Source organism: Mycobacterium hubeiense (assembly GCF_002838065.1).
Classification (GTDB): Bacteria; Actinomycetota; Actinomycetes; order Mycobacteriales; family Mycobacteriaceae; genus Mycobacterium; species Mycobacterium hubeiense.
Genome location: NZ_PIZU01000056.1, coordinates 1 through 22,689 on the forward strand (window position 1 = coordinate 1; position 22,689 = coordinate 22,689).

Below are 22,689 nucleotides of genomic sequence, written 5' to 3' on the forward strand. Positions count from 1 at the left end.
GCGCGCTCGGAACGGACACGAGGAGCGGAGGCCCCGCCCCTTCATGACATCAACGAGAGCTATTGGCTCAGCGGGGTCTCCCGACGGTGCACGACGACGCGGCCGCCGTCCTTGGGCGTGTAGGCCACGCCGCGTGAATGCACTTTCTCGTCAGGCGCAGTGGTAGCGTCGATGATGAAGTGCCGCAACACCGTTCGCAGCACCACGTCCATCTCGACGTTGGCGAACGCGGCCCCCACACAGCGCCGCGTGCCGCCGCCGTAGGGGATCCAGGAGAACGTGGGCGGTCGCTGGCCGATGTAGCGTTGCGGGTCGAACCGTGCGGGATCGGGGAACTCCGCCAACCGTTCGTGAATCTGCGAAATGCTGACCACTATCGAATAGCCCTGCGGGATAACCCATTCGCCGAGTTCGAACGTCGGCGCGTAGACGTGACGGCCGGCGAAGTCGATGACCGTCCGGGCCCGCTGCACCTCGAGAATCGTGGCCTGCCGATACTCGTTGTCGTCGGTGGCCGCCTCGGCGACCAGCTTCGCCAGCACATCGGGATGTCGGGTGATCCGCTCGAACGCCCAGCCCAGCGTGGACGCCGTGGTCTCGTGTCCGGCCGCCAACAGCGTCAACAGCTCGTCGCCAATGTCCTCGCGGGACATGGACGATCCATCTTCGTAGGTGCTGCGCAGCAGCAGAGCCAGCACGTCGTCGCGGTCGTCGAAGTGGGGATCCGCGCGCACGTCGTCGATCAGCCGGTCGATGACCTTGTCGTACTGGCGCCGGTAGGCGGCCAGCCGGCCCCATGGACTGAAGCGACCGTAGGTGCGCGACGGCGTCGGCAGCGCCGACAGCCGCGACCCGAGCGTCACCCACGGCGGAATGATGCGTCGCAGCTCGTCGAGTTTGGCACCGTCGGCACCGAAGACCGTACGCAGGATCGCGTTGAGCGTGATCCGCATCATCGGCTCCAGCGTTGGGAACGCTTGGCCCTCAGGCCAGTTCGCCGATTCGCGGAGCGTTTCTTCTTCGAAGATCTTCTCGTAGTTCTTGATGCTCTTGCCGTGGAACGGCGGCGTCAGCAGGCGACGGCGACGGCGATGCTCCGCGCCGTCGAGCGCGAACACCGAGCCCGAGCCGAGGATCCGCGACAGGTTGGGCTGGATATTGCCGACGTCGTCGGTGTTGGCCATGAACAACTGCTTGGCGAGTTTCGGGTCGCCGACGACCACGGTTCGGCCGAACACCGGGATGTTGAGCCGGAACACGTCGCCGTAGCGGCGCGCGAACTGGGCGACCGTCCACCGGCGGGAGATCGAGAACCCCAGCCCCTGCAGCGCCTTGGGAAGAGGCGGGCCAGGCGGCAGATTCACGGCGCGAGCCGGTGCGGGCAGTTCGATCGTTACGTCGCTCATGACTCTCCCCTGCCGTCGCTGGTACTACGATGTACCGTAGATGTGTTGTACGGTACCGCCTGGTACCAGCGGGCGCAAGGGTGTAATGGAGGCGAGATGACGACAGCGCTAGAGGGTGCGGCCGTCGACGCCGCCCACCCATTCCGGGACCGGTTGCTCGACGGCCTGGCCCAGTCCATCGGCGAGCGGGGCTACCGGGACACCACGGTTGCCGACATCGTGCGGCACGCGCGGACGTCGAAGCGCACCTTCTACGAGCAGTTCGCCAGCAAGGAGGAGTGCCTCATCGAGGTGCTCCGCCGCAACAACGAGGACCTCATCGCGCGCATCCGCGCCGCCGTCGATCCCGAGAAGGACTGGCAGGAGCAGATCCGTCAGGCCGTCGACGCCTACGTCGGTCACATCCAGTCGCGGCCGGCGATCACGCTGGCGTGGATCCGCGAAGCGCCTGCGCTGGGCGCGGCGGCGCGACCGCTGCACCGGCTGGCCATGGAGCATCTGACCGACATGCTGGTCGATCTCACCGACAGCCCGGGTTTCCGGCGAGCGGATTTGGCGCCTATATCGAGACCGCTGGCACTCATACTGCTCGGTGGATTACGGGAATTGACAGCACTTTTGGTGGAGGACGGACGCGACGTGCGGGCGATCGTCGAACCCGCGATCGCGGCCTCGACGGCGATCCTGGGCCGCGGCTAAAGGTCCCAGGTCGGTTCTTGGCTGTTGTGTACATATTTGTTCCGTAGGATGTATGCATGCCACGGCGGACGACGATCGAGATCGATGAGGACTTGCTGGCCCGGGCCAAACGCGCTTTGGGCTTGGCAACCACCCGTGCCACGGTTGAGGAGGCACTTCGGCGCGCCGCTGCTCACGCAGAGCATGCACAGGACGAGCGCGCTGCCCAGCAACGCAAGTACCTCGAGAGGCTTGGTCAGCACGTCGACGTGGATGTCCTCGCGTCGGAGGAGATGTGGCGGTAGCGGGCTGGATCCTCGACAAGAGCGCTGCGGCCCGCGCTTCGGATCCTGTCGTCGGCGCCCAGATCGCCGAGCTCGCTCGGTCTCTCTTCGTTTGCCGCGTGAGTGAGCTAGAGCAGCTCTACTCCGCACGCTCGGCGCGCCACTACGACGAATTGCAGTCGGAGCTACACGCCAGTTTTCCTGTCGTCGCCGCTCCACCAGACCTGCTAGAGCGAGCTCTTACGCTTCAGCGAGACCTTGCCCATCACCACGGAATGTGGCACCGCACGCCCATTCCCGACTTGCTGATTGCAGAGACGGCCATCCATCACGGGCTCGGTGTGGTCCATGTCGACGGCGACTATGCCCGTATTGCCGAGGTTCGGCCACTGGCTGCTCGTCGCCTCGGCTGAACGACCACTCAACTCAGAATCAGCCGCGCCGACTTCTCCAGCCGCTGAGTCATGTCGTCGTAGGACGAGTAGCCCATCCCGGCCCACACCAGCGCTCCGACGTACAGCAGTTCCAGCGACTCGATGACATCGATATCCGTGTTCGGCCCGAGTGCGGCGACCAACCGGTCCCGTACGTCGCGGCCGATGCGCTGCCGGAGCACCTCGACATCAGGATCCTTGCCCAACAACGCATTTGTCACCGCCCCGGCGAACTCCGGCTCGTCGGCCACCAACAGGGCGATGTGCCGCAGCACCTCGATGACACGCGTTGCGGGGTCGTCGGACTCGTGTGCCGCCGGCGGCGCCGAGGCCAGCCTGCGCCAGAAGACCTCGGCGACCAGATGTTCCTTGGAGGAGAAGTAGGTGTAGGCGGTCGCTGCGCCGACGCCGGCCTCCGCGGCGACCCGTCGCACGGTCAGCCCGGCAAACCCTTCGCGGTTGAGGAGCTCGACCGCGGCGCGGCCCAGGCGGTCGACGGTGTCTGCTTGTTTCGCGGTCAGACGGCGTCTGGTCGACTCCAGCGCCGGATCAGACACGTGTCTGGACGCTACTACAACTGGGTAGGCCGGGCAACGGTAAGTTGGGTGCCCATGAGCACGCTTCCCGCGCAGGCCGCACGCCTTTTTGCCCTTGCCGAACAGGTCACCGGGTTCATGCCCGCCGACGAGGGCCGCGCGCTCTACGACGTCGCAATGCGTTACCTGGGTGACGGTGTGGGCGTCGAGATCGGTACCTATTGCGGCAAGTCGACAGTGATGCTGGGTGCGGCCGCCCAACAGAGCGGTGGAGTGCTGTTCACCATCGACCACCACCACGGGTCTGAGGAACACCAACCGGGCTGGGAGTATCACGACGCGTCAATGGTCGACGACGTCACCGGGCTGTTCGACACGCTGCCGACGCTGCGGCACACGCTGGACTCCGCCGGCCTCGACGATCATGTCGTGGCGGTGGTCGGTAAGTCGACGGTGGTCGCCCGTGGTTGGCGAATGCCGTTGCGGCTCTTGTTTATCGACGGCGGGCACACCGAGGAGGCCGCCCAGCGCGACTTCAACAATTGGGCTCCGTGGGTCGACGTCGGCGGCGCGCTGGTGATCCACGATGTGTTCCCGGATCCGAAGGACGGTGGACAAGCACCGTTTCACATCTATCGTCGCGCTCTGGACACCGGCGCGTTCCGCGAGGTGGGCGCGACCGGTTCGATGCGGGTGCTCGAGAGGGTGTCTGGCGAGGCTGGGCGTTTGGGCTAGCGGCTGGTCGCGCAGGCGCAGTCGTACTCGCCCTCCAGCCCGCGCGGCAGGTCCGTGCCGCGGAAGATGCCGTTGGCCGGGGTGGTCCGTGAAAGCGCGTCGGCGGCAAGGATCATCGCGGCGCCTGTCCACGTGGTGCGTTCCACCGGCCACCGCTTGCCGTCGGCATACACCAGGCCGGTCCAGTACGAACCGTCCTCCTCACGGAGGTGATGCATCGCGGCGAACTGTTGGTGCGCACGCGCCGAGTTCCCGATCGCGTCCAAAGCCATTACCAGCTCGCACGTTTCGGCGCCGGTCACCCACGGGCGGTCGTCCACGCCGCGGATCCCCAACCCGGGGACGACGAAGTCGTGCCACCGCTCATCGATACGGGCCTGGGCCGCTGCACCGCGCAGGGCACCGCCGAGCACCGGGTAGTACCACTCCATCGACCAACGGTCCTTGATCGCAAACGCTTCGGGGTGATGTGCGATCGCGTGACCCAGCCGGCCAACGGCGACCTCCCATTCCGGCTGCGGGTCATCAAGGTAGTCCGCCAGCGCCAGCGCACACCGGATACTGTGGTACACGCTGGCGCAGCCGGTCAGCAACGCTTCCTCAAGGGGTCCGGAATTGCTTTTCGCCCAATAGATTTCACCACCGCTGGCCTGCAAGTCCAGCACGAAGTCGATGGCCTTGGCGACGACGGGCCACATGGTCTCGGCGAATGCACGGTCGCCGGTGATCAGCACGTGGTGCCAGACGCCGGTGGCGATGTAGGCGCAGAAGTTGCTGTCGCTGTTGGCATCCTCGATGACGCCGTTGCGGAACTGGATGGGCCACGACCCGTCCGGACGTTGGCGGGTGCGACACCATTCGTAGGCCGCGCGGGCCGGTTCGAGTAATCCCGCAACCGTCAGCGCCATCGCGTTTTCCACGTGATCCCACGGGTCGGTGTGACCGCCCTCGTACCACGGGAGGGCGCCGGACGGTTCCTGGGTCGCAGCGATCGACTGTGCTGTCTGTCGACACTGCTCCGGCGTCAGAACACCGGGCACCCCGGGAGCGTCAGGCACCAACGGGCATCACCGGCTTCGTGAAGTACAGCGCGACACTCTTGCCCACCAACGGGTTCAGCAGCGCTTCCGCCCGCCGAGTGAGCCACAGCTGCGCCATCATGTCCCATACCAACAGCTTGTGATAGGCGTTCACCGCGGGATGATCCGACTTCGACGTGCCCACAGCACATTTCAGCCACCAGAACGGCGAGTGCAAGGCGTGCGCGTGATGGCGGTGCGTGAGAACCATGCCGTGCGCAAGTATTTTGTCACGCAGCTCGCTCGCCTTGTAGATGCGGATGTGCCCGCCCTCGTTCGCGTGATACTCGTCGGACAGCCACCAGCAGATCTGCTCCGGCAGCCACCGGGGCACGGTAACCGCCAGGGAGCCACCGGGTTTGAGCACACGGACCAGTTCGCTGATCGCGCGGTCGTCCTCGGGCACGTGTTCCAGAATCTCGGAGGCGATGACGCAGTCGAAGGTGCCGTCGTCGTACGGCAGGTCCAGCGCATCACCTTTGACGGCCTCGGCCTTGGCTGTCGCGGGCACCTCGCCCTGTTCTTTCATGGCCTGAAGGATCTCGTCGACGTCGTTGAGGTCGGCGGCGTTCTGGTCGAAGGCGATCACGTCGGCGCCGCGGCGGTAGGCCTCGAACGAGTGCCGGCCCGCGCCGCATCCGACGTCGATCATCTTGGTGCCGACCCCGACGCCGAGCCGGTCGAAGTCGACGGTCAGCATTGCGCGACTCGCTCACGGGCCCGCTGGTACACCGCGACCGTCTGTGCGGCAACGGATTCCCAGCTGAATACCTCGAGGGCGCGGCGGCGGCCTGCGGCACCGAGACGACGCAGTTGCTGCGGCGAGTCCAGGAGTTCGCCGAGTACTGCGGTCAGCTCTTCGACATCGGCCGGGCGCACCAACCGCGCGCATTCGCCGTCGGGCCCAACGACTTCCGGCAGCGCACCGGCGCGGCTGGCGACGATCGGGGTGCCGCTGGACATCGCCTCGACGGCCGGCAGCGAGAAGCCCTCGTAGAGCGAAGGGATGCACGCGATTTCGGCCGACGCCAGCAGACCGGCCAGCTCCGCGTCGGATAGCCCGCTGGAACTGTGCACGATATCGGAGATGCCGAGTTCTGCGATCAGCTTCTCGGTGGGCCCGTTGGGTTCGAGTTTCGACACCAGCTGCACGTCGACGTCGCGTTCGATGCGCAGCTTCGCGACGGCGTGTAACAGGTGGCTGACGCCCTTGAGCGGCACATCGGCACTGGCGATCGCGATGATGCGGCCGCGCACCCGCTCCCCGGCGGGCTTGAACAGTTCGGTGTTCACACCGAGCGGCACCACCTGCAGCTGGCTGGGCGAGACGCCGAAGTCTTCTGCGATATCGGTCGCCGAGGACGACGACACGGTGAGCAGGTCGGGAATCTGTTGTGCGACCTGCTTCTGCATCTCGGCAAAGCCATACCACCTGCGCACCAACGGCTTTCGCCACCACCGTGCGGCCGCGACGTCGACCACCCGGTCGCGGGTGATCGGATGGTGCACGGTGGCGACCACCGGCAGCCCCAATTCGGCGATCTTGAGCAAGCCGGTGCCGAGACTCTGATTGTCGTGGACGACGTCGAAGTCATCGCGACGCTCGGCGAGGATGCGTGCCACGCGAAGGCAGAACGTCCGCGGCTCGGGGAAGCCGGCCGTCCACGTCGTCAGCAACTCGAGCGCATCGATGCGGTCGCGGATCTCGCTGGGCCGCGGAATCCGGAACGGGTCCGGCTCGCGGTAGAGATCGAGGCTGGGTACTTTGGTCAACCGCACGCGTGGGTCGAGGCCCTCGGGATAGGGCTGCCCAGAGAACACCTCGACGTCGTGGCCGAGCTCGACGAGCCCGCGGCTGAGGTGGCGAACATAGACGCCCTGCCCGCCGCAGTGGGTCTTGCTGCGGTAGGACAACAACGCGATGCGCACTAGCGGAGAGATCCAGACTCGATGTACGAAGCCGCCATGAGCAGGTCAAATCGTGTCACGCGCCGACTCCGAACCCTCTGGACATGTGTCCAGACTATAGTTTGACGTGCTATCTGACGCAACGCGTCCGTCGGTGGCCTTAACAGTCCCGTGCGGCGCGGCATCTGATCTGATTGCCGGGTGGACGCCTTCGAGCGGTTGGTCGCCGGCCTCGACTATCCGATGTACGTGGTGACGACTTCAGCAGGCGGCCAATCGGCCGGCTGCCTTGTCGGGTTCGCCAGCCAGGTGAGCATCGACCCGCCGCGGTTTCTGGTCGCGCTGTCGAAGCGCAACCACACCTTCCGGGTCGCGCAGGATGCGCGCCACCTCGCAGTGCACCTGATACCGCAGGGCGATCGGGAGCTGGCGGAGCTGTTCGGCAGCCAAACCGGCGACGAGATAGACAAGTTCAGCCGCTGCTCGTGGCGCGCGGGCCCGCACGGACTGCCGATCCTCAGCGACGCGGCGGCCTGGTTCGCCGGCGTCGTGCTGGACCGGGTCGACGTCGGCGATCACGTCGCGCACGTGCTCGAACCGGTCGACGCAGACGCCCCCGACGACTTCGACTTCGTCAGCTTCACCGACGTCAGCGACCTCGACCCCGGCCACGACGCCTGACCGCCGCTTGCCAGAGCTTGTCACAGAGCTTGTCAGAGCCCCGGCGTAGGCTCTCGAACATGAGTTCGATACTGGTATCTGAGCGCGACGTCGTCGTCGAAACCCTCGACCGGCTGGACGCCGCCTACAAAGAGTTGGACGCGCTGACTCTGCACACCTTGTCCCGCGTGGAGCTACAGGAGGTCATGGGCCGGCTCAACGCCGGGGAGAAACGGTTGGCCGCCGTCCAACGACGACTCCTCGGTCGCCTGCTCAGCGATTCGTCGCCGCGGCGTTTCGATGCGACGGAGATGCTCTCGCGGCGGCTGCGAATCTCGCCGGCCGAGGCGCGCAAGCGCATCGCCGACGCGGGATGCAGCGCGCCGCGCGTCAGGCCTTCGGCTTCAGCATCCACGCCGGAATCCAGTGCGTGACGGAGCGGCGCCGCGCGCCGTAGGCGATGGCGTACGTAACAAGGCCCCACCAATAGCCCTGCTCGCACATGCCCCAGCAGGTGAGGCGGCCCTCGACGACGGAGTGCATCTGCAGGCCGGCGGGGTTGTAGCCACCGCTGCGGTGGGGCTCGCGGGGGAACAGCGCCCCCAAGTCGACGAGCACTACGACCGGCGGCTCAACCGGGCGAAACGCCTGCTGGACGGGTTGGCCGTTGTAGCCAATCGACTGCAGATCACCCACTGATCGATTATACGTTCGAAGACTGCCGTCCCGGTAGCACGAAAGCGAACGGTCTGGGGTAGCCGAGTCCGCTCAGTCGCGCCTCGCGAACCGCGGCGATATCGACGGAAACCACGTCGCCCGACGACGGCTCGTAACACTGCAGCACCTCACCGGCCCTGTCGACGAGCAAAACCCAGTGGCGAGGGATGACGCGCCCGATCAGCATGGCGACGGGCCAGCCGGCGTCGAGCGCGTGCCGCACATCCGAAAGGTCATCGCGCGCACCGTGATGCGGCCGCCAGCGGTACCGCAGCCCCAATCCCGCGCTGCGCGCGGTAAGCGCACGCGCCATGCCCATCGGGGTGGTGCCGAGCCGTCGCGGCCAGAGCCGGTTGACCTCGGCATGGATTCGGCCCTGCTCCTTCGCGAACCACGCCAGCGCGGGTGATGCGACCGTGTGGGTGCCGGGCTCGAGCAGCGCGGCGCGGTAGCTCGGATCCAACAACGCGCCCGCCACCACCGCGACGGTGGGCCCGCACGTGACGCCATCGCGTTGTCGGAGTCGTAGGCCGGCGAGTTTCATCCGCCTCAGTGTCGCAGTAGAGACCGGCGCGGGGCATCAATTCCTGCCAACCGTCAACCAATAACTGCCACCGGAATTAAACCTCTGACCTGTTGGTTTAACGGATCAGACCGGAACCAAGAACCACCGGAACCGGCCGACACAGCGTCCGAACCGCGTCCCTGACTCCACGGCTCGAACACAACTGAAGAAGAAGAAAGAAGAAGGCACCAACCATGAAGAAGTTCGGATTGGCCACCATCGTCGCCAGCGGTCTGACCGCCGCCGTGCTCGGGCTCGCCGCCCCTGCGCAAGCTGCGCCCACCGGACCCGGCAACGCGGAGCAGACCATCAACGAGTTGCAGGCCCAGGGCTACCACGTGGTCGTCAACCGCATCGGCAATGCGCCGCTTGATCAGGCCACCGTTGTCTCGATTCGGCCCGGCCAGACCTACAGCCGCACCGATCGCAGCGGGCCCGGCGACGACCTCCGGACCACCATCACCGGCAAGACGGTCTACGTCGACGTGAAGTAGTCCGGCGAACGCAAAGGCCCCTGACTTCGGTCAGGGGCTTTTTGCGTGGTCGGTCCGTGGGTAACCGACACAATCATGACGTTCGATCTCACGCCCACCGCCGCTCAACACGACCTGGCCCGGCGCACCCACGAATTCGCCGAGGAGGTCATCCGGCCCGTGGCCGCCGACTATGACCAGCGCCAGGAATTTCCGTGGCCGATCCTCGAGGAGGCCGCCGAGCGCGGGTTCTACAGTCCGCTGTTCTATCGCGACCTCATCGGCGATCCGACCGGTTTGTCGCTGCCCATGTTCATGGAGGAATTGTTCTGGGGCTGTGCGGGTATCGGGCTGGCGATCGTCATGCCGGCGCTCGCGCTCTCGGCGATCGGCCAGGCTGCATCGCCCGAGCAGATGTTGCACTGGGCACCCGAATGTTTCGGTGTGCCCGGCGATCTCAAGCTGGCCGCGCTGGCGATCTCCGAACCCGAGGGCGGCAGCGACGTGCGCAACCTCCGCACCAGGGCCCGTCGCGACGGCGACGACTGGATTATCGACGGCCACAAGATGTGGATCGGCAACGGCGGCATCGCCAACGTGCACGTCGTCAACGCGGTGGTTGACGAGGAGCTCGGCCACAGGGGCCAGGCCCTGTTCGTCGTCCCCGGCGGCACCCCCGGACTCGAGATGGTCCGCAAACTCGACAAACTGGGCTGCCGCGCCTCCCACACCGCCGAGCTCAAATTCAACAATGTGCGCGTGCCCGCCGAGAACCTGTTGGGCGGGCAGGAGAAGCTCGACCGCAAACTGGCCCGCGCCCGCGAAGCCGTCGCCGGTGCCAGGCATTCCGGTTCGGCGACGCTGGGCACCTTCGAGCAGACCCGTCCGATGGTCGCCGCACAGGCGCTCGGAATCGCTAGGGCCGCATTGGAATACGCCACCGAATACGCCAACCGCCGGGAGGCGTTCGGCGCACCGATCATGGACAACCAAGGGGTCTCGTTCCCGCTCGCCGACCTGGCCACCCAGATCGATGCCGCCCGGCTGCTGACCTGGCGGGCGTCATGGATGGCCGCCACCGGCGTGCCGTTCGACCGCGGCGAAGGGTCGATGTCCAAGCTGGCGGCCAGCGAGGTGGCGGTCAAGACCACCGAACGCGCCATCCAGACCATGGGCGGCTGGGGTTACGTCAAGGACCATCCCGTGGAGAAGTGGTACCGGGATGCCAAGTTGTACACCATCTTTGAGGGCACCAGCGAGATCCAGCGCATCGTCATCGCGCACGCACTCGGCGCAGCCGATGGCGCGCCACCGCTGCACATCGATCTCGAGCCCTCCGGCGGACCGCTCAATCGGTGGTTCGGCCGCGGCACCCCGTTGCGTACCCGGGCGGCCAATGCCGCGCTTTCCGTCAAGGACAGCGTGCCCGGGCCGATAATGCGGGTAGCAATGAACGTGTTGCGTCCACCCCGCAAGTGAAAGGTCGCGACATGAGCGTCAGAATGATGAACCTGCTCAGTGACAGCCTCCACGAGCTTCGCTATGAGCCCACCTCCAAACGCATTCGCGTTTCGCTCGCCGGGGAGCCGGTCGCCGAAACCTGTGATGCCCGGCTGGTGTGGGAGCCCCGTCGCGTCGTGCCCACCTACGCCGTGCCCGTCGAAGCGCTGACGGCACAACTGATTCCGGCCGGCGCCGAATCGTATGCCGACGAAGACGTCGGCGTACGGCTGCCCGCCTTCAGCTCCCGGCCGGTCCTCGACCCGACGGTGCCGTTTGATGCGCATTCCTGCTCGGGTACCGCGTATGACGTGATCGCCGGCGAGGAGACCGGCGCCTCGGCGGCGTTCCGCCCTCACGATCCCGACCTCGCCGACTACGTGATTCTCGAGTTCGCCGCGTTCGAGTGGCGCGAGGAGGCCGAACCGATCGTCAGCCACCCGCATGATCCGTTCAAACGGATCGACGTGTTGCGCAGCGACCGCCACGTGCGCATCGAACTGGACGGCCGGGTGCTCGCCGAATCCTCACGGCCCAAGCTGCTCTTCGAAACCCTGCTGCCCGTCCGGTTCTATCTGCCCCGCGAGGACGTCGTGGTCCCGCTTGAGCTCAGTGACACCGTGTCCTACTGCGCCTACAAGGGCCGGGCCGCCTACTACTCGATCCCGGACGGTCCGCGTGACGTCGCGTGGACCTATCACGAACCGCTGCACGACGCCGAACAGGTGCGCGACCGCGTGTGCTTCTTCGACGAACTGGTCGACGTGATCGTCGACGGCGAACGCCGCGAGCGGCCCGTCACGCCGTGGAGCGGCTAGAAGTTCAACGGATACCCGCCGCTGACCTTCAGCGTCTCGCCGGTGATGAAGGACGCCTCATCCGAGCACAGAAACAGCATCGCCGACACCACGTCGTCCATCGTGCCGAGCCGGTTGATCAATTGCCGTTCGTAGACGAATTCGTCGATCATCGGGCGCGGCAGGTCGGCAAGCGCGTTCTCGGTGTTCATGAGTCCAGGCGCAATTGCATTGACACGGATGCGATCCGGCGCCAGCTCGGTGGCGAACGCGACCGTCAGTCCGCGCACGGTCAGTTTCGAGACCGCATACGGCGTCGCACTCATGTACCCCGCCATCGACGAAATGTTCAGCACCACGCCGCCGCCCCGGTCGCGCATGGCGTCGCGACATGCCAGCGTCGTGTTGATCACGCCCATCACATTGACGTCGAACAGGGAGCGAATCTCGCTGCGCGACAACACCCCGAACGGCTGGTTGTACTTCGTCAGGTGCAGTCCTGCGTTGTTGATCAGGATGTCGATGCCGCCGAAGCGATCGACGGTGGCAGCTGCCGCGGCCGTCACCTGATCCTCGTCGGCGACGTCGCAGCGCACCGCGATCGCCGAATCCAGTTCGGCCGCAGTGCGTTCAGCCATGTCGACATCCACATCGAGGATCGCCACACGGGCGCCCTCCGCCGTCAACGCACGGGCAAAGGCCCGCCCGAACCCGATGGCGCCGCCGGTGATGACGGCGGTGCGCCCGTCGAACCTCACAGTCGCTCCACGGTCGGCGCAGCGGTTGCCCCGGTGTCGGTGGCGCTACCTTCAGGCAGGAGCTGGGTATCGAATTCCCTCATCGCATCACGGTACTCGGGTCGCTCCCAGAACCCAGAGTGCCCGCAGATCGGCGGGTAGCTGCCGTCGGGTCCACGCGCGAGGCTCTCGACGTCGAGCAGACGAAAGTCGACGCCCCGCAGCGCCGCGTGCATGCCGCGGTCCAAATCGTTCGTCACCCACGATCCGATGGGATCGCTGTGCGCCCACAGGTTGATCCAGCGAGGTCGCTGTCGGCTACGGATCTCCGCGAGGACGCGGATTCCGAAGTACGCCGGAAAGTTTCGGGTGTACAGCCGTCGCAGTGGGCTTCCGAACGTCAGCAGGGCGACGCGGCGGTCACGGCGCATCTGCAGCACGCTCGCGGCGGCGATGATGCTGCCCTGGCTGTGCGCCGCGAGCACCACACGGGTGTCACGCTCGTCGACCAACTCTTCGGTGCGCCCCACCAGATCCGGCACCGTGCGTTCGCCGTAGCACGGCGGGGTCAGCGGATGGTTGGCCCGCGGCCAGAACGTGATGACATCCCACAGCACGGCCACCACCCGGCGCAGTTGGCGATAGCGGTACGCCGCAACCACCACCGCGACCAACGCTGCCGCCAACGCGGCGGCGATGAACACGCTGACGTTGGTGATCGCGGGCGAATACTCGGGCTGCCAGACCAGCAGCACCGCGATCTCCCCCACCGCCACCACCGCAAGCCACCCGACGATCGGTGGCCCCAGGTCGGTCACTGCCGCCCAGGCGCGCGACGAGGCGACCTCTTTGGCGCGGGAATCGGATTCCGTTGCCCCGGGGTGCTCTTCGAGGACTGCACGCAACTCCCCGCGCCGGCTCCGCATCACCCACCACCACACCCACAGCACGGTGAGCGCCGCGACGACGATCAACACCGCGATCGCCACGGCCGTCCAGAAGTACTGCGGCGGCACGATCAACGGCGCATCGTCGTCGCGGTCGACGACGGCGGCAGCGTCCGTCGTCGACGCCACCGCCCTACCGAAACCCTGTGCCGCCAACAGTCCCACGCCGACGCTGAAGCCGCAGGCCACCAGCCACCCGACCAGAGCCACGAACGGTGACGCGAACCCGCGCAGGGACGGCGCGAACCCGTCGTCCGCCGGACGCCGCAGCCCGAACATCGACCAGGCGGTGCACGCGAACAGCCCCGTCAACAACACGATCTGGATGATGAACATCGCGTATATCGCCCTGTGCAGATCCGGATAGTGCGACGGCACGGGCACTTTCGCGACACGCGCGAGGGCCGTCCACGTCAACGACGCACCGAGAACGGCCAGCGAAACCCACCTCAACCACTGCAGTGGGCCCGTCAGCCGCTCGGCCCCACTGCCGCCGCGCGCCGTCGCCGGATTCCACGCCGCCGCAACCACGGCGAACCCCAGGATCAGACCGTTGATCGCCAACAGTCCGATGCTCACCGCGCGGCCCTCAGTGCCGTACCGGACCGGCACGGCAAGAACGAGCCCCGCCAACCCCGCCGTCCACGCGATCACGTGGCAGGCCCGCAGCCGCGAAACCGACGGATCGAGCGCCCAGAACGTCGCGGATTCCAGCGGAACCTCGCCGACGGTGACGGCCGGGTCCGGCGGCTCGCCGACCAAGCGCGCGTTCTCGCGGCCCAGTCGCCACAGCACCCCGATCACCGCCATCAGCGGCAGCGCGCCCACCGCGACCTGCAGCCCGCGCGGCCACGACACCAGGTATCCCAACGGCCAGAACCGTTCACCGCAGTAGTCCAAACCCACACACTGCCAAACGATTACGTCGATCACCACCACGGCCGTCGCGAGCATCAACGTCAACGTGAACGACAGCGCGATCACCCGCAGCGCGCCCACCGACAGTGCGGCGGCGAGGCGGCGGCGCGGCGCGGCGGGAGGCAACATCCAGTGCGCCAGGTTGATGAAGATGAACGGCAGGAACAGCAGCCACAGCGCGCGGCTGGCCGGACCCGAGGTGAGTCCGCCCCACGAGTACGCCTCCAGCACCCGCCGCCACGGGCCCGCAGCGCCGTTCTCGCTGCGGCGGTAAAAGCCCGCCTTCTCGTCGCCGCGAACCTCGCGCAGGTCGTCGACCGTGGTGCCCAGCATCGCCTCGGGCGGCGTGCCGGAGACGCCGTGCACCCGCAGTTCGACGACGACTCCGGACATGCACACATCTTGACGCGAACACGCCCGCCGCGAGGCTGTAGTTACCGAGGCCCCTTCTCGCAGTTATCCTCGGCAACTACAGTTTCGCGGTTCTGGTCGGCCCGCCGCGGGTTGATCGTCGGCACTCGCGGGTATTCGTGCCGGCATGGACCAAGGCGATGCGCCGCTGCTTGACGCCCTGATCGACTACCGAAAGTCCAAGCGGTACGGCTTCACCCCGCCCGGCCACCGGCAGGGCCGCGGCGTCGACGAGCGCGTCCTCGAGGTGCTTGGCTCTCAGCCGTTCCGCGACGACGTGCTGGCCAGCGGGGGCCTCGACGACCGCCGCACCCGCAACAAGTACCTCAAGCACGCCGAAGATCTGATGGCCGAAGCGGTCGGGGCCGAGGTGGCGTGGTTTTCGACATGCGGCAGTTCGGCGTCGGTGAAGGCGGCGATGCTGGCGGTGGCGGGCGGCAGCGACGGCGGGCTGCTGGTCGGGCGCGACAGCCACAAGTCGATCGTGGCCGGGCTGATCTTCTCCGGCGTGCAACCGCGGTGGATCACCCCGCGCTGGGACGCCGACCGGCACATCTCGCACCCGCCGTCACCGGAGGACGTCAGCGCCGCCTGGGACAAGTACCCCGACGCGGCGGGCGCACTCGTGGTCAGCCCCAGCCCGTACGGCACCTGCACCGACCTGGCCGGCATCGCCCAGGTGTGCCACGACCGGGCCAAGCCGCTGATCGTCGACGAGGCGTGGGGCGCGCACCTGCCGTTCCACGAGGACCTGCCGACGTGGGCGATGGACGCCGGCGCCGACGTCTGCGTGGTCAGCGTGCACAAGATGGGCGCCGGCTTCGAACAGTTATCTGGGGTCAGTTTTTGATGTTGACTGTTGTTCCCTCTGAGGGCAGCTGAGCTGAATTGGCCTGATTGGTAACAGTTTCTGCCGAGGGTGTTTCCGCTTACTGGTTGAGTTGAACTGCCCCGGGTTTTGTTCCTAGTCGGTTGCGAGGGCCGGGGTTGGCTGGCTCGCAGGGTGTGAGGCGCGCGGTGTGGGCGGCCTCGTACTCGGCTGGTGGTACGTAGCCGAGGGCTTCGTGCAGGCGTTCCTGGTTGTACCAGGCCACCCATTCGGCTGTCGCGAGTTCGACGTCATCGATGCACCGCCAGGGCTTGCCGCGACTGATCAACTCGGTCTTGTAAGCGGCTTTGACCGCCTCGGGCGAGGGCGTTGTCATAACTATCGCCACGGGATCCGAACCGACGGGGTGATCCCAAGCTCGGCCAGCCGGTCGGACATCTCGGGCAAGGTACCGTCCACCACCTGAGTGTGCAGACCGACGCACTCGAATCGGTCGTCGCTGGTGTTCGTGCGATGGGCTACTCGGTGACCGACATCCGGATCGAACCCACCGCCTCCTACGCGATGGCGCAAGGACCCGATGACCTGCTGGTCGAGATCTTCCAACCGGACCCCGATGCCATCCCGCCCGACCTGCGCGATGTGGTGTTGGGCCACGAGTTCGTCGGGGAGGTGATCGCGCACGGGCCGGGGTGCTCGCAGCGGTTCCCGGTGGGAACCCGGGTCACCTCGATCCCGATACGCCTCGTCGACGGCGGCACGGGCGGGACCAGGATCATCGGTCAGCATCCGGACTCACCGGGCAGTTTCGCCGAAAAGCTGGTGGTCGCCGAGGTGATCGCGCGCGAGGTTCCCCGGGAGACCGACCCCGACGCCGCCGCACTCACCGACGCGTTCGCAGTCGGCGAATTCTATGTCCGCAACGCCCGGCTGACCGACGGGGAGATTCCGATCGTGATCGGTGCCGGGGCCATCGGCCTGTCGGCCGTCGCCGCGCTGGCCCGCCGCGGCATCGAACCCATCATCGTGTCCGATTTCGACGCGGGACGTCGCGCCCTGGCCCGCGACGCGTTCGGCGCGCACATCCTGGTCGACCCGGCGCAGGAGTCACCGTTCGCGGTGTGGCGCACCCTGCGCGCCGAACGCGATCTATGGGGTTCGGCGGTCATCGAGTGCGCCGGCGCTCCAGGGCTGGTGCAGCAACTGATCGCGGAGGCCGACATGGGCACCCGGATCGCCTGTGCGGGCGGCTGGTACACCGGCGACACCCTCGACATCACTGCGGCCACCCGCACGGGTGTGAACGTCCAGTTCGGCGGCGGGCCGATGCCCGAGGACTGGTACGGGACTCTCGATGCCATCACCGCGGGCAGCCTCGACCCGCTGCCCAGCGTCGGCGCCGTCATCGGCCTGGACGAGGTGCCCGCCGCCCTGGAACAAGTCCGGCGCTCGCAAGGTCCCGCCCGGGTCATCATCCATCCGAACGGAGCTCCCCGATGAACGGGTATCGCGACCACCACGAGATCACCGAGGTGCTGATCCGCTACGCCACAGGCATCGACCGGCGCGATTGGGAGTTGTTCCGCACCGTGTTCACCGCCGACTGCGTGCTGGATTACGGCCGAATCGGGACGTGGCACGGCATCGAAGAAGTCGTCGCGTTCATGCGGCAGTCCCACGATGCGGCTGGGCACACCCTGCACCGCATCGGCAACATATCGACCGCCGTGGACGGGGACCACGCGAAAGCCACCAGCTACGTCGACGCGGTGATCATGTCGCCCGAGGGCACATCCGGGGTCAACGCCGTCGGCTACTACGACGACGAGCTGATCCGGGCCCGGACCGGCTGGCGAATCCAACGGCGCCGTTTCACCACTGTCCGAATCGGCGCGACAGCCTGATGAACCCGTTGGCCGACGAACTTTCCGGGCCTCCGATCCCGGCGTGGTCGGTCCGACGGCCCTGATTCCTCGAACGGAAATTCACCCATGCACCGTAGAACTGCCCGCCGCCCCGACGCCGTCGTGGCCGCCTGTCTCTCTCGGCTGCCGCTGCGATCACCGGCCCGGCCGGCGGCCGCGATGTGATCGGCGAACAGATCCAGGCTCTCGCCCCCACCTACGGCGCGGTGGTCGAGGAGATCCACCGCCGCGCCCCGCGCGCGGCGATCTACCTCGTCGGCTACCCGCAGGGCTTCCGCGCTGGAGGCTGTCCCGGCGTCCAACCAGCGTGGGCCGATGACGCCGACTACTTGCAGGGCAAGATCGACCAGCTCAACTCCGTCATGCGCGGCGAGGCCATCGAGCACGGTGCCGGCCACATCGACCTCGACACCTCTTACCCGCGGCCACGACGCCTGCGCAGCCCCCGGCCAGAACTGGATCACAGGTGCCCTGCCCGATCCCGATGCGCCGGTACCCATGCACCCCAACGCCGCCGGTCATGCCAACATCGCCCGCCAGATCATGGAGGTCCTGCCCCGATGAACATCCCCCGCCGCTACCGAGTCGTCCAATGGACCACGGGCAAGGTCGGCTCTCTGAGCTTGCGCGGTGTCCTGGACGACCCTCGCCTGGACCTCGCCGGGTCTACGCACACTCCGAGAGCAAAGCCGGCCTCGACGCCGGCGCCCTGTGCGGGCGCCCCGACACCGGCATCACCGCGACCCGCGATATCGACGCCCTGCTCAGCTGCGGCGCCGACGTCGTCCTCTACACCCGACAACTGGCCGACCTCGACGACCTGACCCGGCTACTGGCCAACGGCCTCGACGTCATCAGCACCAACCTGCTACTCAACCTCGGCGGTGTCAGCGGGGAGACCGAGGCCCGCCTGCGTCAGGCTTGCGCGGAGGGCGGCAGCTCCCTGCACATCAGCGGGGTCAATCCCGGCTGGATCAACACTATGACCGCCGCCATGACCGCGGTGTGCCGCGACATCCGTGCCGTCACGATCTCCGAATCCGCCGACGTCTCGGTCTACGAATCCCCCGAGACCTGGCAAGCCTTCGGCATCGGCCTGCCCGACCCCACACCCGCAGTCCACGACATGGCCCGCGGCGACCTTTAGGTTGCCGTAGCGGATCTTCCCAGCGGGGACTCCGCCGAGGATCTCGAAGGCATGCACATGGCCTTCGAAGAATGCCTCCTGCCCGCCGGTCGCCGAGGCTCGGTGAACAGCCTTGGCGGAGTGTGACATTCGCAACGAGAACAAGTGACAGGTGACGAGTTGGCCGCGTAGTCGCACACTGATTTCGCCGAAGTCGACCTCGGCTTCTCGGCCGGGCAGGTGTGTCTGTGGAACGAAGACTCCGGGCACGCCGCGACCGCACTCGACACTGATCTCGGGTCGCCGTTTGGCCACGTAAGCTCGCACCACGGGGTAGGACACATCGTCCATGCCACACTCGCTGTGCAATTGGTCGAAGATCCGGGTCACCGTGTGGCGTTGCTTGCGCGGCGCGTCGAGATCTGCGCGCAGCATGTTATCGATCAATGGCTTGAACGGATCAAGTTTCGACGTTCTCGGTGGGTAGGCGGCTCGCGGCGGTGGCCACGCCGACGCCACCGCCGCCTTCACCGTGCGCCATCCGACACCATGTTTGCGCTGGATCTCGCGACCGGAAACACCAGCGCGGGCGTCACGGCGGATCGCCGCGAATAATTCAACCCGAGTATTCCGCGTCATCAATCGGTTTCATGGCCGCCCCACCATTATCGCGGTATCGTCTCTTGGGTAGCGCGGCCGGCTTTGAGCGCGGCGGCGGTGTCGACGGCGCGGTGGGCTTGGTGGCGAGCCGCGGCAAGGGCGACATCGTTTGGGGGACCATCGGCGCTCACATGCGACGTGCCGTAGGGGTTGCCCGATCTGAATTGGATCGGGTCGGTGTAGCCAGGGGCCACGATGACGCCGCCCCAGTGATAGAAGGTGTTCGCTAACGCCAGGATGGTCGACTCTTGCCCACCGTGAGCGGTGGTCCTGGCGGTAAATGCCGAATACACCTTGCCGGCAAGAGCGCCTTGAGACCACAGAGGGTAAGTGGTGTTGATGAATGCCCCGAGTTGGCTAGCTGGGTTGCCGTAGCGGGTTGGTGTGCCGAACAGCACCACATCGGCCCAGGCCAGGTCATCGAGGCTGGCCTCGGTGACGTCGGCGGTGTCTTGCACGTGCGTGCGCCACGCCGCGTTCTCGTCGATCGCCTCCGGTGGGGCCAGTTCGCGGATCTTGCGCAATCGCACGGTTGCACCGGCTTTTTCCGCGCCTTCGGCGATGGCCTGCGCCAGGTTGTGCACGGTGCCGGTGGAGCTGTAGTAGATGATCGCTGCCTTTACGGGTTCCATGATCGCGTTCCTTTCTTGACGAGGTCCGCTTGACGAACCCCGGGGGCCTATCCGAAGTTATCACTATATGATTCCGAAGTGTACACTTCGAGTTGTAGAGTATCGTGACACAGTCGGCTCACCAGGGAGGAGGCGCACCGCGCATGACTCTTCACATGACCGGACGTAGTGGCCACACCGTCGTCGACGATGGCGGCGCACGCATCGGTAAGAACGGTGAACTCCAGACAGCCCGGGAAGCGGCGGCAGGGCGCATCGACCACCTCCGGCCTGTTCACTGTGAGGAGATGCTGTGAGCGCCACTGTCATGGACGGCGCCGCCGTTGCCAGCCGTATCCTTGCCGAAACCGCCAATCGAGCAGCGCAATTCGAACGTGCGCGAGGTCGCAAACCATGCCTGGCGACCGTGCTGGTGGGTGATGACCCCGCGTCACACACCTATGTGCGCATGAAGGCCAACCGCTGCCGCACGACGGGTCTGGACTCTCAATTCCTTCACCTACCCGGAGACGCCAGCACCAACGACGTGGTCGAGCTCGTCGGCACACTGGCCGGCGACAACATCGTCGACGGAATCTTGGTGCAGCACCCGTTGCCACTACAGGTTCAGCAGCGTCCGGTGTTCGAGGCGATCACCCCCGCCAAGGACCGTCGACGGCGTCACTGCTGCATCCTTTGCGTCGATGGCCTTGGGTGTCAACGGGTTTCATTCCTGTACCCCTGGCGCCATCTTGCGCCTTCTTGACGCCTACGCCGTCGACCCGACCGGGCAACGAGTCGTCGTCATTGGCCGCAGCCCCATCCTGGGCAAACCGGTTGGCATGCTGATGCTGGCGCGCGACGCCACAGTCACGTATTGCCATTCCACGACAGACCTCGCCGAGGACGTCGGCGCCGCCGACATCGTCATCGCTGCCGTCGGCCGTCCCGAGCTGGTCAAAGGCGACTGGATCAAACCCGGCGCGGTCGTCATCGATGCCGGCGATAACCCCGGCAACGTCGGTGACGTCGAATACGCCAGAGCCGCCCAGCGCGCGCGACTCATCACACCCGTGCCCGGTGGTGTCGGACCGGCCACCATCGCCGTCCTGCTCTCCCAAACCGTTGATGCCGCCGAGTCGGCCCGCAACAGTTGACGTCGCGTCATCCACCGAACCCGGCCCGCCGCTCAGAACCGATATCGGACTTTGTCTAGGGGAATTCGACCGTCGACAGCGAAGACTCCCTCTGCGCGCAGCAATTCGAGTTGGCGGGTTGCGAGATGGCGGGCCGGCCGCCCAGATGCGCGGATCACTCGGTGCCACGGTAGGTCGCGGGAGTCGGTCCGCATGATCCAGCCCACTATTCGCGCGCTGGAAAGCCCTGCGGCATCGGCGATGACCCCGTATGTCACGACAGAACCAGGAGAAATTGCCGACACCAGTGCACGGACCTGCTCGACTTGGGCTTCTGTTACTGGCGGGGATGACCGAAGTCCCTGCCTGATGGCGTGGAATCCGGTAGGAGGTTCACTGGCCCCGCGGATGCCCGGAGCGGCCCCACCCTCGGTGACAGCCGGGGCCGCAGTCTCGTTGAGGAACGCGGCACGGGCGCATATTTCGACGACGGTGGTGGGGCACCACGTCGTCGCGGTGTTCGGCGTGTTCGCAGGGGTTTGTGTCACGAGGCCTTCCTGCCGCGAATCGTCAGGTTCCAGGAAATACTAAGGTAGCACTTCCTGTTTTCGCAGTGCATAGTTCGAGTTGTTGTATGATGGTGTGGATGGCGAAACGTTTTTACAACCAGTACTGCGGGCTTGCCTCCGCGCTCGACGTGCTCGGCGACCGATGGTCATTGTTGATCGTGCGCAACCTGCTCTTGGGGCCGCAGCGGTTCAAAGACCTGGTGGAGGGCTTGCCCGGAATCGGTACCTCGATGCTCACTGAACGGCTCAAGCACCTCGAATCTGCCGACCTTATCGCCAGAACGACGCTACCGCCGCCCGCCGGATCAGCGGTTTATCAACTGACGGACTCTGGAGAAGAGTTGCGCCCGTTGCTGATCGGCTTTTCCCGTTGGGGCCTCGCTCATGCCAGTGTCGACTTCAACGAAGACATATACGTGTCGCCGGATCTGCTTGCCCTTGGCCTGCAGGCGCGATTTGACGCCACGGCAGCGGACCCGGCCGTCGGCGTGTATGCCTTATTCATCGACGATCGCTCGTATCGCATCGATATCACCGCAGGCGCCGTCCGGATCCGCGCAGGAGGCGTGGACGCGCCGAGGGCGTCCATTCACACCGGCACCGACACACTGGTGGCCCTCGACCAGGGCAGCCTGTCCCTCGCGTCGGCTCTGGACGCTGAAAAGGTCAAAGTAGAAGGCGATCCCGATGCAGTGGTTGCTCTGGCGCACGCTTTCGGTCTGACACTGTGACACCGCGGTCCGAGGCGAAAGGACGCCCTGCGTTGCCGATCTCATCTGTCTACAACGAACCAGCAAGGCCAGGATTGCCGTCGTCAAAGTTTCAGCTTGACCTGGCGCACGCAGCACTCGTGGTGACTGACCCGCAAAACGATTTTCTGAGCCCCAACGGCGCAGCGTGGTCGGTATTCGGGCGCAGCATCGAGGACAACGGCACGGTCGAGCACATCGATCAGTTGCTATCGGCCGCGAAGAAAACAGGTCTCACCGTTGCCATCTCGCCGCACTATTACTACCCGTCCGATCGCGGCTGGAAGTTCGGCGGGCCG

Annotated in this window: 27 protein-coding genes and 4 pseudogenes; 19 read left to right on the plus strand and 12 right to left on the minus strand. The window is 66.4% G+C overall.

Translation table 11 applies throughout. The annotated features are described in order from the left end of the window. Window positions 1–59: 59 nt before the first annotated feature. On the minus strand, window positions 60–1,406 hold the full coding sequence (locus CWS39_RS25720) for a cytochrome P450 (RefSeq protein ID WP_102145720.1): 1,347 nt from the start codon (window positions 1,404–1,406) through the stop codon (window positions 60–62). Window positions 1,407–1,502: 96 nt separating this feature from the next. Between CWS39_RS25720 and CWS39_RS25725 the strand changes: the two genes are divergently transcribed. From CWS39_RS25725 to CWS39_RS25735, 3 genes are read left to right on the plus strand one after another with little or no spacing between them, the layout of a single operon-like run. Continuing rightward, window positions 1,503–2,105 (plus strand): TetR/AcrR family transcriptional regulator, encoded by a 603-nt coding sequence (locus CWS39_RS25725; protein WP_102145721.1) that lies wholly within the window; start codon window positions 1,503–1,505, stop codon window positions 2,103–2,105. Between the two features lie 56 nt (window positions 2,106–2,161). Further along, complete coding sequence (locus CWS39_RS25730) at window positions 2,162–2,389, plus strand: type II toxin-antitoxin system VapB family antitoxin (RefSeq protein WP_102145722.1); 228 nt, start codon at window positions 2,162–2,164, stop codon at window positions 2,387–2,389. After that, on the plus strand, window positions 2,380–2,781 hold the full coding sequence (locus CWS39_RS25735; protein ID WP_102145723.1) for a PIN domain-containing protein: 402 nt from the start codon (window positions 2,380–2,382) through the stop codon (window positions 2,779–2,781). Before CWS39_RS25730 ends, CWS39_RS25735 begins: the two co-directional genes overlap by 10 nt. 8 nt (window positions 2,782–2,789) lie before the next feature. On the opposite strand, the gene CWS39_RS25740 is transcribed toward CWS39_RS25735, so the two are convergent. After that, on the minus strand, window positions 2,790–3,359 hold the full coding sequence (locus tag CWS39_RS25740; protein WP_102145724.1) for a TetR/AcrR family transcriptional regulator: 570 nt from the start codon (window positions 3,357–3,359) through the stop codon (window positions 2,790–2,792). Between the two features lie 54 nt (window positions 3,360–3,413). On the opposite strand from CWS39_RS25740, the gene CWS39_RS25745 reads away from it, so the two are divergent. Further along, window positions 3,414–4,073, plus strand: coding sequence for a class I SAM-dependent methyltransferase (locus CWS39_RS25745; protein ID WP_102145725.1), 660 nt, complete (start codon window positions 3,414–3,416; stop codon window positions 4,071–4,073). On the opposite strand, the gene mmpH is transcribed toward CWS39_RS25745, so the two are convergent. From mmpH to manT, 3 genes are read right to left on the minus strand one after another with little or no spacing between them, the layout of a single operon-like run. Continuing rightward, entirely contained in the window at window positions 4,070–5,131 is a 1,062-nt protein-coding gene (gene mmpH, locus CWS39_RS25750; RefSeq protein WP_102145726.1) for an MMP endo-(1,4)-3-O-methyl-alpha-D-mannosidase, read from the minus strand. The two genes, CWS39_RS25745 and mmpH, sit on opposite strands and share 4 nt — an antisense overlap. Next, window positions 5,124–5,852 (minus strand): class I SAM-dependent methyltransferase, encoded by a 729-nt coding sequence (locus CWS39_RS25755; RefSeq protein ID WP_102145727.1) that lies wholly within the window; start codon window positions 5,850–5,852, stop codon window positions 5,124–5,126. Before CWS39_RS25755 ends, mmpH begins: the two co-directional genes overlap by 8 nt. Further along, window positions 5,846–7,081: an MMP alpha-(1->4)-mannosyltransferase gene (gene manT, locus CWS39_RS25760; RefSeq protein WP_102145728.1), complete on the minus strand. Its 1,236-nt coding sequence runs from the start codon at window positions 7,079–7,081 to the stop codon at window positions 5,846–5,848. The genes CWS39_RS25755 and manT overlap by 7 nt, the downstream gene beginning before the upstream one ends. A gap of 222 nt (window positions 7,082–7,303) precedes the next feature. Between manT and CWS39_RS25765 the strand changes: the two genes are divergently transcribed. Continuing rightward, window positions 7,304–7,741 carry a flavin reductase family protein gene (locus CWS39_RS25765; RefSeq protein WP_199178310.1) on the plus strand — a complete coding sequence of 146 codons (438 nt, stop codon included), beginning with the start codon at window positions 7,304–7,306 and terminating at the stop codon, window positions 7,739–7,741. A 59-nt stretch (window positions 7,742–7,800) separates the two neighbouring features. Next, window positions 7,801–8,154, plus strand: a complete 354-nt coding sequence (locus CWS39_RS25770) for a hypothetical protein (protein WP_102145730.1) — start codon at window positions 7,801–7,803, stop codon at window positions 8,152–8,154. Here the strand turns inward: CWS39_RS25770 and CWS39_RS25775 are convergent. Both CWS39_RS25775 and CWS39_RS25780 read right to left on the minus strand, forming a co-directional pair. Continuing rightward, window positions 8,111–8,416 carry a hypothetical protein gene (locus CWS39_RS25775; RefSeq protein WP_102145731.1) on the minus strand — a complete coding sequence of 102 codons (306 nt, stop codon included), beginning with the start codon at window positions 8,414–8,416 and terminating at the stop codon, window positions 8,111–8,113. The two genes, CWS39_RS25770 and CWS39_RS25775, sit on opposite strands and share 44 nt — an antisense overlap. A gap of 7 nt (window positions 8,417–8,423) precedes the next feature. Further along, window positions 8,424–8,981 carry a hypothetical protein gene (locus tag CWS39_RS25780; protein ID WP_102145732.1) on the minus strand — a complete coding sequence of 186 codons (558 nt, stop codon included), beginning with the start codon at window positions 8,979–8,981 and terminating at the stop codon, window positions 8,424–8,426. Window positions 8,982–9,196: 215 nt separating this feature from the next. On the opposite strand from CWS39_RS25780, the gene CWS39_RS25785 reads away from it, so the two are divergent. From CWS39_RS25785 to CWS39_RS25795, 3 genes are all read left to right on the plus strand, one after another. Further along, a complete protein-coding gene (locus CWS39_RS25785) occupies window positions 9,197–9,496 on the plus strand; it encodes a hypothetical protein (RefSeq protein WP_102145733.1) in 300 nt (99 codons plus the stop codon). Window positions 9,497–9,571: 75 nt separating this feature from the next. Next, on the plus strand, window positions 9,572–10,954 hold the full coding sequence (locus tag CWS39_RS25790) for an acyl-CoA dehydrogenase family protein (RefSeq protein WP_102145741.1): 1,383 nt from the start codon (window positions 9,572–9,574) through the stop codon (window positions 10,952–10,954). Window positions 10,955–10,965: 11 nt separating this feature from the next. After that, window positions 10,966–11,793 carry a DUF427 domain-containing protein gene (locus CWS39_RS25795; protein WP_102145742.1) on the plus strand — a complete coding sequence of 276 codons (828 nt, stop codon included), beginning with the start codon at window positions 10,966–10,968 and terminating at the stop codon, window positions 11,791–11,793. Here CWS39_RS25795 and CWS39_RS25800 read toward each other — a convergent pair. Further along, a complete protein-coding gene (locus CWS39_RS25800; protein WP_102145734.1) occupies window positions 11,790–12,530 on the minus strand; it encodes an SDR family NAD(P)-dependent oxidoreductase in 741 nt (246 codons plus the stop codon). The two genes, CWS39_RS25795 and CWS39_RS25800, sit on opposite strands and share 4 nt — an antisense overlap. Continuing rightward, window positions 12,527–14,767, minus strand: a complete 2,241-nt coding sequence (locus tag CWS39_RS25805; RefSeq protein ID WP_233213698.1) for a hypothetical protein — start codon at window positions 14,765–14,767, stop codon at window positions 12,527–12,529. The genes CWS39_RS25800 and CWS39_RS25805 overlap by 4 nt, the downstream gene beginning before the upstream one ends. A 145-nt stretch (window positions 14,768–14,912) precedes the next feature. Between CWS39_RS25805 and CWS39_RS25810 the strand changes: the two are divergent. After that, a pseudogene (locus tag CWS39_RS25810) lies at window positions 14,913–15,614 on the plus strand (aminotransferase class I/II-fold pyridoxal phosphate-dependent enzyme); the annotation flags it as partial. A gap of 100 nt (window positions 15,615–15,714) precedes the next feature. Here CWS39_RS25810 and CWS39_RS25815 read toward each other — a convergent pair. Continuing rightward, a pseudogene (locus tag CWS39_RS25815) lies at window positions 15,715–16,049 on the minus strand (integrase core domain-containing protein); the annotation flags it as partial. A 33-nt stretch (window positions 16,050–16,082) separates the two neighbouring features. On the opposite strand from CWS39_RS25815, the gene CWS39_RS25820 reads away from it, so the two are divergent. From CWS39_RS25820 to CWS39_RS25830, 4 genes and pseudogenes are all read left to right on the plus strand, one after another. After that, on the plus strand, window positions 16,083–17,114 hold the full coding sequence (locus CWS39_RS25820; RefSeq protein WP_233213699.1) for a zinc-binding dehydrogenase: 1,032 nt from the start codon (window positions 16,083–16,085) through the stop codon (window positions 17,112–17,114). Further along, the gene (locus tag CWS39_RS25825) at window positions 17,111–17,518 is read left to right on the plus strand and encodes a nuclear transport factor 2 family protein (RefSeq protein WP_102145738.1); all 408 of its coding nucleotides are present in this window, start codon (window positions 17,111–17,113) and stop codon (window positions 17,516–17,518) included. Before CWS39_RS25820 ends, CWS39_RS25825 begins: the two co-directional genes overlap by 4 nt. Window positions 17,519–17,926: 408 nt before the next feature. After that, a complete protein-coding gene (locus tag CWS39_RS29315; protein WP_199178307.1) occupies window positions 17,927–18,103 on the plus strand; it encodes a hypothetical protein in 177 nt (58 codons plus the stop codon). After that, window positions 18,100–18,674: pseudogene (locus CWS39_RS25830) on the plus strand (hypothetical protein); the annotation flags it as partial. The gene CWS39_RS29315 and the pseudogene CWS39_RS25830, both read left to right, overlap by 4 nt. 656 nt (window positions 18,675–19,330) lie before the next feature. Here the strand turns inward: CWS39_RS25830 and wrbA are convergent. Beyond that, window positions 19,331–19,957, minus strand: coding sequence for an NAD(P)H:quinone oxidoreductase (gene wrbA / locus CWS39_RS25840; protein WP_102145740.1), 627 nt, complete (start codon window positions 19,955–19,957; stop codon window positions 19,331–19,333). Between the two features lie 143 nt (window positions 19,958–20,100). On the opposite strand from wrbA, the gene CWS39_RS29015 reads away from it, so the two are divergent. The 3 genes from CWS39_RS29015 to CWS39_RS29850 are packed head-to-tail and all read left to right on the plus strand — an operon-like array spanning window position 20,101 to window position 21,093. Continuing rightward, window positions 20,101–20,253 carry a hypothetical protein gene (locus CWS39_RS29015; protein ID WP_158240413.1) on the plus strand — a complete coding sequence of 51 codons (153 nt, stop codon included), beginning with the start codon at window positions 20,101–20,103 and terminating at the stop codon, window positions 20,251–20,253. Continuing rightward, window positions 20,250–20,702: a tetrahydrofolate dehydrogenase/cyclohydrolase catalytic domain-containing protein gene (locus tag CWS39_RS29845; RefSeq protein ID WP_233213700.1), complete on the plus strand. Its 453-nt coding sequence runs from the start codon at window positions 20,250–20,252 to the stop codon at window positions 20,700–20,702. The genes CWS39_RS29015 and CWS39_RS29845 overlap by 4 nt, the downstream gene beginning before the upstream one ends. Beyond that, on the plus strand, window positions 20,689–21,093 hold the full coding sequence (locus tag CWS39_RS29850) for a Rossmann-fold NAD(P)-binding domain-containing protein (protein WP_233213701.1): 405 nt from the start codon (window positions 20,689–20,691) through the stop codon (window positions 21,091–21,093). Before CWS39_RS29845 ends, CWS39_RS29850 begins: the two co-directional genes overlap by 14 nt. A 32-nt stretch (window positions 21,094–21,125) precedes the next feature. Here the strand turns inward: CWS39_RS29850 and CWS39_RS25850 are convergent, their stop codons facing one another. Further along, window positions 21,126–21,443 (minus strand): MGMT family protein, encoded by a 318-nt coding sequence (locus CWS39_RS25850; protein ID WP_102145743.1) that lies wholly within the window; start codon window positions 21,441–21,443, stop codon window positions 21,126–21,128. Window positions 21,444–21,718: 275 nt separating this feature from the next. Here CWS39_RS25850 and CWS39_RS29020 point away from each other — a divergent pair, with 275 nt between their 5' ends. After that, complete coding sequence (locus tag CWS39_RS29020) at window positions 21,719–22,372, plus strand: winged helix-turn-helix transcriptional regulator (RefSeq protein WP_102145744.1); 654 nt, start codon at window positions 21,719–21,721, stop codon at window positions 22,370–22,372. Window positions 22,373–22,491: 119 nt separating this feature from the next. Further along, window positions 22,492–22,689, plus strand: a pseudogene (locus CWS39_RS25860) (cysteine hydrolase); the annotation flags it as partial.

Coding starts and splice junctions, on each gene's coding strand:
- CWS39_RS25720 (WP_102145720.1), bottom strand. CDS start 1,406: ATGAGCGACGTAACGATCGAACTGCCCGCACCGGCTCGCGCCGTGAAT.
- CWS39_RS25725 (WP_102145721.1), top strand. CDS start 1,503: ATGACGACAGCGCTAGAGGGTGCGGCCGTCGACGCCGCCCACCCATTC.
- CWS39_RS25730 (WP_102145722.1), top strand. CDS start 2,162: ATGCCACGGCGGACGACGATCGAGATCGATGAGGACTTGCTGGCCCGG.
- CWS39_RS25745 (WP_102145725.1), top strand. CDS start 3,414: ATGAGCACGCTTCCCGCGCAGGCCGCACGCCTTTTTGCCCTTGCCGAA.
- CWS39_RS25755 (WP_102145727.1), bottom strand. CDS start 5,852: ATGCTGACCGTCGACTTCGACCGGCTCGGCGTCGGGGTCGGCACCAAG.
- CWS39_RS25765 (WP_199178310.1), top strand. CDS start 7,304: ATGTACGTGGTGACGACTTCAGCAGGCGGCCAATCGGCCGGCTGCCTT.
- CWS39_RS25770 (WP_102145730.1), top strand. CDS start 7,801: ATGAGTTCGATACTGGTATCTGAGCGCGACGTCGTCGTCGAAACCCTC.
- CWS39_RS25780 (WP_102145732.1), bottom strand. CDS start 8,981: ATGAAACTCGCCGGCCTACGACTCCGACAACGCGATGGCGTCACGTGC.
- CWS39_RS25785 (WP_102145733.1), top strand. CDS start 9,197: ATGAAGAAGTTCGGATTGGCCACCATCGTCGCCAGCGGTCTGACCGCC.
- CWS39_RS25790 (WP_102145741.1), top strand. CDS start 9,572: ATGACGTTCGATCTCACGCCCACCGCCGCTCAACACGACCTGGCCCGG.
- CWS39_RS25795 (WP_102145742.1), top strand. CDS start 10,966: ATGAGCGTCAGAATGATGAACCTGCTCAGTGACAGCCTCCACGAGCTT.
- CWS39_RS25805 (WP_233213698.1), bottom strand. CDS start 14,767: ATGTCCGGAGTCGTCGTCGAACTGCGGGTGCACGGCGTCTCCGGCACG.
- CWS39_RS25825 (WP_102145738.1), top strand. CDS start 17,111: ATGAACGGGTATCGCGACCACCACGAGATCACCGAGGTGCTGATCCGC.
- wrbA (WP_102145740.1), bottom strand. CDS start 19,957: ATGGAACCCGTAAAGGCAGCGATCATCTACTACAGCTCCACCGGCACC.
- CWS39_RS29015 (WP_158240413.1), top strand. CDS start 20,101: ATGACTCTTCACATGACCGGACGTAGTGGCCACACCGTCGTCGACGAT.
- CWS39_RS29020 (WP_102145744.1), top strand. CDS start 21,719: ATGGCGAAACGTTTTTACAACCAGTACTGCGGGCTTGCCTCCGCGCTC.